The organism is Sediminicola luteus (genome assembly GCF_002514735.1).
GTDB lineage: Bacteria > Bacteroidota > Bacteroidia > Flavobacteriales > Flavobacteriaceae > HQA918.
In genome coordinates, this window is the sequence record NZ_NBWU01000001.1 from 151054 (window position 1) to 165176 (window position 14123).

The 14123-nt window shown below is 44.6% G+C and carries 11 protein-coding genes; 7 read left to right on the top strand and 4 right to left on the bottom strand.

The window, feature by feature from the left end:
- Positions 1–31 precede the first annotated feature (31 nt).
- From porK to B7P33_RS07510, 4 genes are all read right to left on the bottom strand, one after another.
- Positions 32–1405 carry a T9SS ring complex lipoprotein PorK/GldK gene (porK, locus tag B7P33_RS07495; RefSeq protein WP_097441368.1) on the bottom strand — a complete coding sequence of 458 codons (1374 nt, stop codon included), beginning with the start codon at positions 1403–1405 and terminating at the stop codon, positions 32–34.
- Positions 1406–1507: 102 nt separating this feature from the next.
- Positions 1508–2665: a formimidoylglutamase gene (locus B7P33_RS07500; RefSeq protein ID WP_097441369.1), complete on the bottom strand. Its 1158-nt coding sequence runs from the start codon at positions 2663–2665 to the stop codon at positions 1508–1510.
- 5 nt (positions 2666–2670) lie between these two features.
- Positions 2671–5151: a type I DNA topoisomerase gene (topA, locus tag B7P33_RS07505; protein ID WP_097442267.1), complete on the bottom strand. Its 2481-nt coding sequence runs from the start codon at positions 5149–5151 to the stop codon at positions 2671–2673.
- Between the two features lie 119 nt (positions 5152–5270).
- Entirely contained in the window at positions 5271–6530 is a 1260-nt protein-coding gene (locus B7P33_RS07510; RefSeq protein WP_097441370.1) for an LVIVD repeat-containing protein, read from the bottom strand.
- A gap of 219 nt (positions 6531–6749) precedes the next feature.
- On the opposite strand from B7P33_RS07510, the gene B7P33_RS07515 reads away from it, so the two are divergent.
- The 7 genes from B7P33_RS07515 (at position 6750) to B7P33_RS07540 (ending at position 14115) form a co-directional block, all read left to right on the top strand.
- Positions 6750–7691, top strand: a complete 942-nt coding sequence (locus tag B7P33_RS07515) for a formylglycine-generating enzyme family protein (RefSeq protein WP_245871708.1) — start codon at positions 6750–6752, stop codon at positions 7689–7691.
- Positions 7692–7753: 62 nt separating this feature from the next.
- A complete protein-coding gene (locus tag B7P33_RS07520) occupies positions 7754–9082 on the top strand; it encodes a Gfo/Idh/MocA family protein (protein ID WP_097441371.1) in 1329 nt (442 codons plus the stop codon).
- 73 nt (positions 9083–9155) lie between these two features.
- Positions 9156–10004 (top strand): hydroxypyruvate isomerase family protein, encoded by an 849-nt coding sequence (locus B7P33_RS07525; protein ID WP_394341530.1) that lies wholly within the window; start codon positions 9156–9158, stop codon positions 10002–10004.
- Between the two features lie 268 nt (positions 10005–10272).
- On the top strand, positions 10273–11448 hold the full coding sequence (locus tag B7P33_RS07530) for a HEAT repeat domain-containing protein (protein ID WP_097441373.1): 1176 nt from the start codon (positions 10273–10275) through the stop codon (positions 11446–11448).
- Positions 11449–11451: 3 nt separating this feature from the next.
- Positions 11452–12555, top strand: a complete 1104-nt coding sequence (locus B7P33_RS07535; protein ID WP_245871710.1) for a glycosyltransferase family 2 protein — start codon at positions 11452–11454, stop codon at positions 12553–12555.
- A 77-nt stretch (positions 12556–12632) separates the two neighbouring features.
- Complete coding sequence (locus B7P33_RS19645) at positions 12633–12875, top strand: hypothetical protein (RefSeq protein WP_245871712.1); 243 nt, start codon at positions 12633–12635, stop codon at positions 12873–12875.
- A 4-nt stretch (positions 12876–12879) separates the two neighbouring features.
- Positions 12880–14115: a YaiO family outer membrane beta-barrel protein gene (locus B7P33_RS07540; protein ID WP_097441374.1), complete on the top strand. Its 1236-nt coding sequence runs from the start codon at positions 12880–12882 to the stop codon at positions 14113–14115.
- Positions 14116–14123: the final 8 nt, after the last annotated feature.

Sequence of the window (14123 nt, forward strand, 5' to 3'; positions counted from 1 at the left end):
GGTTATCGTTTGATCGAAATTTGGGCTTTAGTTATCTCAATTTTCTCTGTCCCGCAAATTTCTCTTCTGTTCCCATATAATCCTGTACAGTTCGGAAACCGATGTAACTACGTGCCGAATCTTGGTATTCGTAGTCACGGGTACTTACCTGTAGGAAGTAGGCCACGTCTTTCCAAGAACCTCCTCGAATTACCTTTCGGTCGTTCTCGCCATAAGCCGCGTTCGGGTTCATGGTAGAAACATATTCGTAGGCCCCCGCGTCGTAGCTAGAGTCTGTCCACTCGGCTACATTACCCGCCATATTGAACAGGTTGTAGTCGTTGGGTTCGTATGATTTGGCCTCTACCGTATATAACGCGGTATCGGCAGCGTAATCGCCTCGTTGTGGTTTAAAGTTGGCCATGTAACAGCCTGTATCGCTAATTACATATGGGCCACCCCATGGGTAGGTACCACCTTCGATACCACCTCGAGCCGCATATTCCCATTCGGCCTCGGTTGGCAAACGGAACTGGTTCACGAATTGCTTACCACGCTCTTTCTGGTCGTCGTTCTTAAACTTGGTACGCCAGTTACAGAACGCTTTGGCCTGCCTCCAAGATACCCCAACTACAGGATACTCGCTATAGGCATCGTGCCAGAAATAATCGTTATGCATGGGTTCGTTATAAGAGTAGGCGAAATCTTTGATCCACACCGTAGTATCGGGATAGATTTCCAACTCTTCCTTTTTAATAAAGTCTTTACGTTGTCCTTTTTTGGCTCGGGCCGCCGCTTGGATGTCCATCCAATTATAACCATACTTCAATTTGGTTACATCTATGGTACGCTGCCCGTTATACGACTCTTCTTCAGGAATATACATAGAGTCCATTACCTCGGTATAGTATTCATCGGGGTATTCAGAGGTATCCCACACCAAGTCTTCATCTTTATTTAGGGCCCTTCCTTCGTAACCGGTCTCGCCCATACCTGCATAATTATCGAGCATGTACTTATCGTAGGCAGACAGTTTAGAGGTATCGGCATCCATAAAGGCAAATTCACCAATTCCTTCATCGTCTGGACCCATACCCAACTCATCGGCCAAGATGGCCAACTTGGTACGTACGATGGAATCTTTTACCCACTCTACAAACTGACGGTATTCACTATTGGTGATTTCCGTATCGTCCATATAGAAAGAACGAACGGTAACGGTTTTGGTAGGGGCGTTCTTTACCTTGGCCATATCTTCTTCAGATTTACCCATAATAAAGGAACCTTGGGGAATTAGCTCCATACCATACGGCTTCTCCGGGAACCATTTCTTGCCCCGTACACCCGTCAATTCTCCTTTTGTCTTAGACCCACAAGAAGTGAGTAGAAAAACAAATGCTATAGACATTAACAATAGCTTCTTCATACTTTTTGTCAAATTTCAGTTAGGTTAAGCAACACTATGATTACCCTTTAAAACTTTATTTTGGGTAAATTATTGTGCTAACCCGATATAGTATCCAATTTTTTAATGAAAGCCTTTTTTATAGGCTCGATACCACCTTTCGGGAATGTTTTGGGAGCAAGCTTCCAAATAGTCCGCTTCGGTGCATGGTAATAACGCAGGCGGATTGCTTTTATTATGTGAAGTCGTTGAAGAGGGTACTTCTACCCACCATCTTTCGGTAAGGTGGCTTTTGAAGAATACCAACTCTTCCATTTCGGTGGGTACGGTGTAGCGCGTAAAGTCGTCGGTCTGTGAATAGGGGGTCTCGTCTACCCCTTTATCCAAACCTTCTATAAAGTACCAAATAACCTGGGCTACCAATTGTTGCGACATATGGTTGTTCTCCATTTCGTAAACCCCGAAAGTAGAGATACGATTGCCCATACCGGCATAGCGCGCAATGGCACAAATCTCTGGACCACTAAAGCCATTGGGCGAATAGCCATACGGAAAACCTACTTCGCCCCCACGTACCGATCGCATATCTACACTTACAATATGAGCATCGCGCATTAAGGGTTCGGCCAAGGTAATGTCGGCCACTAGGTTGCCCAAACGGTACGAATCGAAGAAAAGCCGTTCCATAAGATCCAATTCTTCTTGGGCCACAAAATAACTCTGATACCCAATATTGGCATATTGGAAGAGGTTGGCTGGCTGCTCGGTTATGATCTTACTCATATAAGAGTGGGAAGAAATCAGCTCGCCTTCCAACCCAAAATCGAAGCGGCTATCTACCGATACCATGTTTACCATGGGTTTTAAACCATCGTAGGCCCGGTAAGATGGGTAGGTTATATCTTGGGTATGTCCTATAATAATAGGTATAACCTTTTCTTCTATAAGCTCGGCACAAATCTGGTTTACCACAAAGTAGGTATCCTCTACGGTGTCTCCTTCTTCTACATCGCCCAAATCTACAATGGTGGCATTCCAATTGCCCCGCATAAGTTTATACAGTTCTAAGCGGATAGCGGAAGTATCTAAGGTCTCGATTTTCTTTTCGAAGGCATTGCGGCTTTCCCGAACGCCCATTATAGCCACGGTTGCATTGGCCAAAACGGGCAAGCCTTTTTTGGCCGTATGTTTAAACACACTGGCCCCTAACGCTTGTTCGGGCAATAGTTCGCAATGTGCCAATACCTTATCTGCAACGGGGACCAGAAAATCGAAAGCCATTGAAGTTATTTCTTTTTGGTGGTGGTTTTACGTTTTTTAGGCTTTTTCTTTTCGATAAGTTCCTTTACGGCATCCAACTCCAATGCAAGCGGATCTACATCTTTGGTCAACTCTACCTTGGTGCGTCCTTTGATAATATTGTGGCGGCCCCAACGGGCTTTTTCGATACGAATGCCTTCTTCGGGCCATTCGCGCACCAATTTTTCGGCCTCTTTTTTAATCTTGGCCTCAATCAACTCTTCTATATCGGCCTGCGACAGATTATCGAAATCGTATTTCTTGTTCACATTAATGAACATGCCGTCCCATTTGATAAAGGGACCAAAACGCCCTACCCCTTTGGTTACATCATTACCTTTATACGTAGTGATAGGGGCATCGGCCTTTTGTTTTTCCTTGATCAATTCAATGGCTCGATCCAAATCGATATCAAAAGCACTTTCGCCCGGCGCCAAGGAAATAAATTTCTTGCCAAATTTTACATATGGGCCAAAACGCCCAACATTGGTCAAAATCTCTTCACCTTCGTACACACCCAAATTGCGGGGCAATTCAAACAAGGTCATAGCCTCTTCGAAAGTCAAGGTACCAATAGATTGGTCGGGTAACAGGCTCGCGAATTGCGGTTTTTCTTCGTCGTCAACGGTTCCGATTTGAACCATAGGCCCAAAACGCCCTAAACGTACCGACACCTGCTTGCCCGATTTGGGGTCTACACCCAACACCCTCTCGCCACTGGCACGTTCGGCATTTTCTTCTACCTCTTTTACATTCGGATGGAAGTCCTTATAGAAATCTTCCATCATACTTTTCCAATCTTCCTCGCCAGCGGCAACGGCATCGAAATGATCTTCTACCTTGGCCGTAAAATGGTAATCGAGAATGCTCTCGAAATTGGCTACCAAAAAGTCGTTCACGATAAGTCCGATATCAGTGGGCACCAATTTGCCTTTTTCCGAACCAACTTTCTCGGTAAGACCCTTTTCGGCTATAGTACCATTTTCTAGAAGCAATTGGGCGTATTTACGTTCGGTACCTTCTACGGTTCCCTTTTCTACATAGCCTCGATTTTGAATAGTGGATATCGTAGGTGCGTATGTTGAAGGTCTACCGATACCCAATTCTTCCAATTTCTTTACCAAGGAGGCCTCGGCATAGCGGAAAGGCGGTTTACTGAATCGCTCGGTGGCAGTCATATAATTCAAGGCTACCGCTTCACCGGTATTCATGGCCGGAAGCATACCTTCTTGCTCTTCGAGGTTTTCGTCGTCTACCCCTTCGCGGTACACTTTTAAAAATCCATCGAAACGGATTACCTCCCCATTGGCCGAAAACAATTCGTTATGGGTGTTGGCTTTTATCTTTACTTGGGTACGCTCTAATTGGGCATCGCTCATTTGCGAAGCCAGGGTGCGTTTCCAGATCAATTCGTACAATTTGGCCTGATCCCTTTCTAGGTTCGGAGCCTGTAATTTCATATCGGTTGGTCGAATGGCCTCGTGTGCCTCTTGGGCCCCTTTGGCATTCTTGGTAAAGTTTCGCGGGTTGCTATATTTTTCACCATAGTTAGAGACAATGGCATCGGCAGCGGCGTTCACCGCTTCTGGCGATAAATTCACACTATCGGTTCTCATATAGGTAATGAGACCCGCCTCATATAAGCGTTGGGCCACTTGCATGGTGCGCGATACCGAAAAATAAAGTTTACGCGAAGCCTCTTGCTGTAAGGTAGAGGTCGTAAAAGGTGGTGCCGGTGATTTTTTGGCCGGTTTTTTATCTATGGTCGCTATTTGGAAATTCGCTCCCAAATTCTCTTGCAAAAAAGCTTGGGCAGCTTCCTTGGTCGGGAAGGTCTTGCTCATTTTGGCGGCAAAGGCCACCCCTTTTTCCGTTTTAAACTGGGCTACGATCCTATAGGCCGCCACTGGGGTAAAAGCTTCTATCTCGCGCTCACGCTCTACAATAAGGCGAACGGCAACAGACTGCACCCGACCGGCGGAGAGACCCGGTTTGATTTTTTTCCAAAGAACGGGCGATAATTCATAACCCACCAAGCGATCCAACACCCTACGGGCCTGTTGTGCATTGACCAAATTATAATCTATATCCCTAGGATTGTCAATGGCCTTTTGTATGGCTCGTTTGGTAATGGAGTTGAACACGATTCGTTTGGTCTTGGCCTTGTCTAGTTTCAAGGCCTCGGCCAGGTGCCAAGAAATGGCCTCTCCCTCGCGATCCTCATCACTGGCCAACCAAATAATCTCTGCTTTGGCCGCTAAATCCTTTAGTTGCTTTACCAAGGACTTTTTTTCTTTATCGACCGTGTACTTGGGTGTAAAGCCATTTTCTACATCTACCCCCAATTCCTTGGATGGTAAATCGGCAATATGCCCGAAACTCGAGGCTACCTTATAATCTTTCCCTAAAAAACGTTCGATGGTCTTGGCCTTGGCAGGCGACTCAACAATGACTAGATTTTTTGCCATGCAACTGGTTTTGTGGCACAAAAATATAGCAATTTTTTGATTTTGGATGTTTTCATTCACAGCACGAAAAAAGGCCCCTGTTTTCACAAGGGCCTTGATTGAACCTCCACTTACACATTTCAATCCAATTCCAACACACTCAAAGGTTCAATACCTGACACCGTGTATCTGTATTGATAAAGGGTGCCATCTCCTATGATTAGTAGGGATTTATCAGTCGGAATTACATCAAAAGTGTTAATGTTTTCTATATGTTGTATTTGCGTCAGGTTTTTGGGGTCTTCACCTTGTAATATCCGTAAGCCGGAGGTGCCATCACAGACAAAGACAAGATTGTCTTTAACCCCTAATCCATAGGGTTCGTCCATAGGGTATTGGGCAATTTGAACTGGTTGTTGCAAATCGGATACATCTACCACGAAAAGTCCGCTTTCGGTAGCCCCGCATAAATTACCCCCACGTAAGGTTATATAAGCCATATCGCCATCGACCACAACGGGATCACAGGCCGTGCCATGTTGAAATTCAGAGACAAGGCTGGGCTGGGCCGCATTGGTAATATCATAAATATACATACCTCGCATGCTACCTAAAAACAAATGATCGCCCTGATTGAAAATCGTCTCTATGTCAAAGCCGGCGAAAACATCGCCTTTGTCTTGCGGACTGGAAAGATCCGAGATGTCGATTATATTTATGTTGTGGCTATCTACGGCATACAAATAATCGGCTACGATCTTAAAACGTGCCAATGAACCACCTTGGCCCACTTGCTCGGCCGCCGCGGCATTGGCTAGGGCCATATCTTCGAAAACACCCACTTCCGGTTCGGGTATGCGTACATTTTTTCGTTCCATTTCCCAACCTACGACCACCTCGGTATTATAATCGAAACCTTCCCAATCGAACCATTCGGCACCCTCGGCAATGGGCTGATGGTGGGCCAATACATTTTCCAATCGGTTCACCAATCGAATACTATTGATATCGGAAATATCGAACACCAAAAGATCCATTAAACTATCGGCATACAGAAAATCGTTCTTTACCGAAATATCGACATTTGCCGGAATCTCCAAATAGGCCACTTTAACGGGTCTTGCCCGTACCGAATTATCTATAATATGAACACCGGCGTTTTTATCATTTACAAAAACCAAATCGCCATACACATAGATCTTACCCGACTCCAAAATGGGTCGAGGAGGTATAATATCGCCACTTTCCCTAAAGTCTTGCAGCGACATTTTCAGAGGGGTGGCAACCAGTAGGTTTTGAAATTCGGAATCTACATCGTTTTCGCAACCCGTTTGGGCCAAAAACACGGTCATTAGTATAAAAGGAACGGTAACTTTTAGTAAATTTCGTAGCTTTTCCATTGGAATTTTATCATAAGATGTTGCAACGCTCCCAAGGTTGCGCCAAGGAAAACCACTAAAGGAAACCGACCTTGCGGTATGTTAATATAAGTCGTAATTTGTCGCGCCCTGCCCTTTCAAAATATTCGAAAAGAATTATTTCTATGTATTTTGTACGCAATTTTAAATATCAAACCCTACTAAACAAACTAGAAACATAACCTTATTAATTATATACCATTGAAAACCCAAATTATCTTGGCGGCCCTGATTGTCTCAACATGGGCCACTACCGCCCAACAAACGGGCAAGGCTTACGAACAATCGATCCCAGGTACCGACCTTACCGTATCTATGAAACCTATTCCGGGCGGTAGTTTTACCATGGGTAGCCCTAAAAACGACGAAGGTCCGGTACATAAGGTAAGCGTAGATGCCTTTTGGATGGGCGAATTCGAAATTACCTGGGACCTATACCAATTGTTCATGTCACGTGAAATTGACGTGGATCGCCCTGCCAAAGCTGCCGGCTCTGAAGTTTCACTTGACATAGATGCCGTTTCGGGCGCCACCACACCCTATGTAGAAATGAGTTTTGGCATGGGTACCGATGGCTATCCTGCAGTTTGTATGACCCAATATGCCGCCTCCAAATTCTGCGAATGGCTTTCTGCCATGACCGGTAATTTTTATAGACTACCCACGGAAGCCGAATGGGAATATGCCTGTAAGGCGGGTACCGACTCCGATTACTCCTTTGGTAACGACCCCTATCAATTGAACGAATACGCTTGGTCAGCCAACAACAGCCAAGATAAATACCAAAAGGTCGGCACCAAAAAACCTAATCCGTGGGGCTTGCACGATATGCATGGCAACGTTGCGGAATGGACTTTGGACCAATACGCTCCCTATAGCAAGGCCAGTCAAAACAATCCGTTCATTAAACCTACCAAAACATACCCTAGGTCGGTTCGTGGTGGTTCGTATATGGACGATCCGGATCAACTACGCAGCTCGGCCCGTACCAAGTCGGAAAAAGGTTGGAAAGTGCGTGATCCGCAGATTCCGAAAAGTAAGTGGTGGCATACCGATGCCCAATTTGTAGGTTTTAGGGTGGTACGCCCCGTAAAAACCCCATCGGCCCAAGCCCAGAAATCCTACTGGAAACAGAAACACTAGTTCAGAGTTTAGAAATGAAATTAACGGCCGGTTTTGTACCGACCGAACCAAATAACTAAAAGATGAGTAAGAATAATCTCCAATTAGGACGCAGGTCCTTCGTAAAAACCACAGGTTTGGCTACAGGCGGTTTATTGGCCACTAGCCTTCCCTTAAGTGCTATGGCCAATGTGAGTTCGGCCAAAAAATTAAAATTGGCCCTGGTAGGTTGTGGTGGCCGTGGTACCGGTGCCGCCGTACAGGCCCTTACGGCAGACCCCGATGTAGAGTTAGTGGCCATGGCCGATGCCTTTGCCGATAACCTTGAAAACAAACTTAACGCCATCAAAGAACATTTTGAGGGTGAACGCGAAATAAACGTCAAAGAGAAAAATCGCTTTGTAGGATTGGATGCCTATAAAAAAGCCATTGACTTGGCCGATGTGGTTATTTTGACCACCCCCCCGGGTTTTAGACCTCAGCACTTTGAATACGCTATTCAGAACGACAAGCATGTGTTCATGGAAAAACCGGTGGCTACCGATGCCGCTGGTATCCGTAAGGTTTTGGAAATGGCCAAAGTCGCCAAACAGAAAAACCTGAATGTAGTAGTGGGCCTTCAACGGCATTACCAACGCAAGTACCGCGAACTTTACAAAAGGGTGCAAGCTGGTGAAATAGGCCAGATTACAGGCGGACAAGTATACTGGAACAGTGGTGGTGTTTGGGTGCGTCCCAGAAAACCAGAGCAGACCGAATTACAATATCAAATGCGCAATTGGTACTACTTTAACTGGCTCTGTGGCGACCATATTCTAGAGCAACACATACACAATATCGACGTGGCCAACTGGTTCTTGGGCGAATACCCCATATCGGCACAAGGTATGGGTGGAAGACAAGTGCGAAATGGCAAAGACCACGGGGAAATCTTCGATCATCATTTTGTAGAGTTCACCTATGCCAGTGGAGCGGTTATCTCTTCGCAATGTCGTCACATAAAAGGTTGTTTTAACCGTGTGGATGAAGTGCTTCAAGGAACCAAAGGATCCATGGTGGCCAGCAAGGGCACCTTGGTTGGTTTAGATGGTAAGGAAATATACAGCCACAAACCAGAAGCAGGCCAGCAAAGGGATCCCAACCCATATCAGGTAGAGCACGACGAGCTATTCGATGCCATCCGAAACAAAAAGATGATTACCGACGCCGAAAATGGTGCCAAGTCTACCTTGACCGCCATCATGGGGCGTATGGCAACCTATTCGGGCCAACCCATAAGTTGGGAGCAAGCCTTGAATAACCAAGAGGTATTGGTACCAGAAAACCTCACCTGGGATTCGCAAGCCCCTACCCTACCTGATGCCAACGGTAATTATAAGATTCCAACCCCTGGTGTAACCAAATTCGCTTAAGATTATGAACCGTAGAAAATTCATCGACAATATGGCTTTGGCCGGAGTAGGATTGGGTGCCAGCCCTTTGCTAATGGGCCAATCTAACACGACTAACACGGCCGCCCAGCCTTTTAAACTTAAATATGCCCCGCATTTGGGCATGTTCAAGAACTTGGCAGGTAAAAGCGAGGTAGACCAGCTTAACTTTATGGCCGACCAAGGTTTTACAGCCTTTGAAGACAATGGTATGAAAGGTCGGGAAATTGCCACCCAAGAAGCCATGGCCAAAACCATGGCCAAAAGAGGTATGGAAATGGGGGTTTTCGTAGCCCATTCCATTTCTTGGCAAAAACCCAACTTGGCCAGCGGCGATGAAGATCTTAGGGCAAAATTCTTAAAAGAGATTCAAGAATCGGTCGAAGTAGCCAAAAGGGTTAACGCCAAATGGATGACCGTGGTACCCGGACACGTAGACCCGCGCCAAAACAAGGGCTACCAAACCGCCCATGTGATCGAAAGTTTGAAAAGGGCATCTGATATTTTGGAACCTCACGGCTTAGCCATGGTGTTGGAACCGTTGAATTTTCGAAACCACCCGGGTCTGTTCCTTACCGAAAGCCCCCAGGCTTTTGAAATTTGTAAAGCTGTAGATTCACCCGCTTGCAAAATACTGTTCGACATTTATCACCAACAGATACAAGAGGGGAATTTGATTCCGAATATCGATGCCAGTTGGGACGAGATCGCCTATTTCCAAATCGGCGACAATCCGGGTCGTAAAGAACCCACCACTGGGGAGATTAATTACCTGAACGTGTTCAAACATATACACAGCAAAGGGTACACGGGAATCTTAGGTATGGAACACGGTAATTCGCAATCGGGCAAGGAAGGTGAACAGGCCGTAATCGATGCGTACCGCAAAACCGATAATTTCTAAAACGGGAATTTTATCAACAAAACCAGACCCGGTTTTTATAGTCTTTTTACTACAGGTCTTGATGGATATTAACCATCGAGACCTTCTTTTTTGGCCCAACCACACTAATTTCACTGTTTTCTGACCCCATCCTATAGCTATATTTGTTGGTAGTAAACACTAACTAACACCATTCCTTTTCCATTCTTAATGTGCTATTACGCACCTATCAAGCTGTAATAACCTAGATACATTCGAATACGGGACGGTGAAACATATTATTCGGTTTATGCATGAAAAACTCGTGTCAATATTCCTTGCGCCAGAATTCCGTAAAATCCTTCAGAAATTGGCCGACCTGGCGTCTCCTAGGCAATGGCCCGAAAAAATACTCCACCCCCTTATTTGGACATTGGAATTTGTTGCCATTCCCTGCCTAATCCTTCTTGCAGTATTTGGTGTTTCCCTTCTACTTAGAAAAGAATATCATTATCGAATCCGTAAACCTAAACTAGAGGTCATTCCTGCCAAAATAGACCTTTTTCTTGCGGAAATACTTTTTATGGATTTTCCGATAGATCAAATTTCCGATGAGGTGATTCGATTTAAAAATCAAATCCCTTTCCATCGAAATTGGTGCGAAAATTTGGTGTTATCCAAGTTTCTAGACCTAAAAAGAAATGTTTACGACTTAAACCTTGATGCCGTCTCTCGCATTTATTCGGGATTCGGCTTCGAAAACCGAAGCGCCGAACTGATTAACAATCCAGACCCTTACCAAATAAAACTTGGTATCAGACAAATTCAAATTCTCGAACTAAAATCAAAAAGACGCGAAATCAGGAATATCTGGCAATCCAACCAGGATGACCTGGAATCTACCAGTCTAATTGCCTTAATAGCCTTGGCAGACAACAACTTGGAAGCCTTGCAACATTATCGAGGCCCCATGCCCCTTTCTGACGAAATCCGCATTCTGGAAATCTTAGAAAGAAACCCTTCATGTATACCGAACAACATTCATAAGTTATTGCGATCTAACAATCCCAGCCTAATTGTACTGGGCATAAAAATTATGGGAATAAACAATAACCGAGTCTCATTGGAAAGAACCAAACGTTTACTGAAACATAGTTGCCCAAAGGTAAGGAGGGCAACCATAAGGCAACTCTCTTCTTGGGCACCCGCCTACACGGTAGAATTATTAATCGAAACCTACAAAAGAGAGAACGAATCGAGTATTAAGACCCTTATCATACAATTATTGGCACTTCAAGGTAATCAAAGTAGCCTCAGCTTCGCACGCATCTGTTTTATCCGTGAACGGGATCCCCTACTTAAATTCGAACTACTGAAATGTATCCAGGCCCTAGACAAAAGATATTTTGAATCGCTGGATGCCAATCGTATACCCGACCACTACCTGGTTTCGGAAATGATCAACCATATTAAAGAAACCCAGTAGATATTGGAACTCACCAAGGACTTTTTATTCGGGTTACAATTTTTCGGGGCCTTGTATGCCGTCTGTTACCTAATCAGCTACGTTAGCTTAGGCGTTTTTTCGGTTAGAGCCTTGCGGATATACAACAAAAAAAAACCTTTCGCATACAACGAGATCCTAAAAAAATCTGAACACACCCTAGGGGTTTCAATTATAGCTCCCGTATACAACGAGTCGGAAACGGCCATTTATTCGATTAAATCATTATTAGCCCAAGAATACGCCAAATTCGAAGTGATAATCGTTAATGATGGCAGTACCGACAACACCTTGGAACTTATATCAACCGTCTTTCAGCTAGAACAGATTCCATATTATAAACCCAGTCAGATACCCACACAAAAAATTAAAGGTTGTTATCGTTCCAAGAATCCGGCCTATTCCAGGTTAATGGTTCTTGACAAGGTAAATGGTGGCAGCAAAGCTGACGCTTCCAATGCAGGTATAAACGCATCGAACTACCCCATATTTATCTGTACCGATGGCGACTCTATATTACGCAAAGACAGCATTGCCCAACTTATTAGACCATTTATAGAAGAGAAAACAAGGGTTATCGCCACTGGGGCCATGATCCGAATTTCAAACGCTTGTGTATTTACAGACGGAGCCCTTACCCAATCCAATTTCCCGAGCAACTTTCTGGCTCGTTTTCAAGAACTGGAATACATTCGATCTTTTCTTTTTGGCAGAATGGCATTGGGACATATCAATAGCCTGTTATTGGTTTCAGGCGGCTTAGGCATGTTCGATAAGGAAATAGTTATAAAGGCCGGAGGCTATTGGCATAAATCACTAGGAGAAGACCTAGAACTGGTCACCCGAATGCGCATCTTTATGCACGAACAAAAAGAAGAGTTCCTTGTCGATTATATACCCGAAACCCTTTGCTGGACGGAAGTACCATCCAATCTTAACATATTTATTCGACAACGGGCCAGGTGGGGTCGCGGGCTAGTACAAACCCTATTTCAACACCGTAATACCTTAGGTTCTCCTATGTATGGCAGAACAGGCTTATTGGCCGTACCCTATTTTTTTTTTTTGAGTTCGGTATCCCTATACTAGAACTACTAGGACTTATAGCCCTTGGCATATATTTCTTCTTCTTTAGTATTGATTACCATTTTCTATGGGTAGTTAGTTTGTTTATATATCTCGTCTACACTACCCTGACCATAATAGCCGTGTTTATCGATCAATTCTTTTTTAAGCATTATGCCAACATGCGCCAAATATTGATCTTAATCGGTACGATTTTCTTGGAACCCATTTTATACCACCCCATAAACACACTTTCCTATTTAAAAGGGTATACCCAGTTTTTGTTCCGTCGCAGACAAAAATGGGGCGCTATGCCCCGAAAAGGATTCGAAATATCAAGCTAAAACCATGAAGAACCGAATCGGTATTTTAACGTTATTCTTTTGCTTTAATCACTTGGTTTCTGCCCAACAGATCGATACCGACAGTTTATTGGTGGCAGCCTATGGTTATTATAGGGCCCAAAACTTTGAACTGGCCCAAGAAGCAACTGAATTAGGAATTCGCCTTAGCCCCGATTATCTCGATTTTCAGTTACTCTTAGGTCGATTAGCCCAAAAAAAAGGTGATTCCGAAAAAGCCCAAGACCTATTTGCCCTTGTCCTTGAAAAAGACCCTAGATACGAAGAAGCTTATCTACCCCTTTCCCGATTGTACCGGGCCAATGGAGACCAATCACAAGCCAAAACCATAGTAAACCAAGGTTTAGCTGCTTTTCCAAACAACATTGAATTACTTCTCGAAAAATCGAAATATCTCAAGGGAAAGAGCAAAAGGGCATATCTAAAGGAGCTAGAGGCCCGTTTTCCGAACGACAGCTTACTCCAAGCTACAATACACAAAAAAAGAATTCCGGTCACAGCCGATCGTTTGGCTACAGGTTACAACTACACTGCCTTTGATCGCGAGGGTGCCGGGCCTTGGCACTTGGCCAGCCTAGCCTATATTTTGGAACGACCCGGTTTTGCCATTATTCCGCGCATAAACTATAACGAACGTAGAGCTTTGGGCCTTTCGACAGGAACTGGCTGGCAACTCGAAAGTGACCTATACCTGAACCAAGTAAACGGAAATTATCATTTTATAAAACTCGCTTTGGGAGAAACGCCCATTTTCCCCAAATTTAGGGCCTCGTATTCCCACTATTTTAACATCGCTTCTTCTTGGGAATTGGATCTTGGGGCCCGTTATCTAAATACCGCGAACAAAGACCCATATGCCGCCGTAGCAGGTATAGGCTGGTATACCGGAGACCATTGGATCTATTTAAAAGGCTATGCGACTTTTGACGAGAACTACAGCTACCCTTCCCTAAACCTTTCAGCCCGAAAATATTTTAAAGACCGTTACCAATTCCTAGGAATTTTGATTGGCTATGGAAACTCACCCGATGACCGGGTAAACCTAAACAGATTGGACCGCTTCCGGGCATTAGATGCCTATAGCGCGGGGCTTAGAGGACAAAGCCCTATTGGCCGCCATTTAATCTTGGGGGTCGGGTTTACCTACAGTTACCAAGAATACATTAAAGACCGATTTCAGAACAGCTTCGACACCAACCTTTACTTGCAATACAAATTTTAAACGCTACC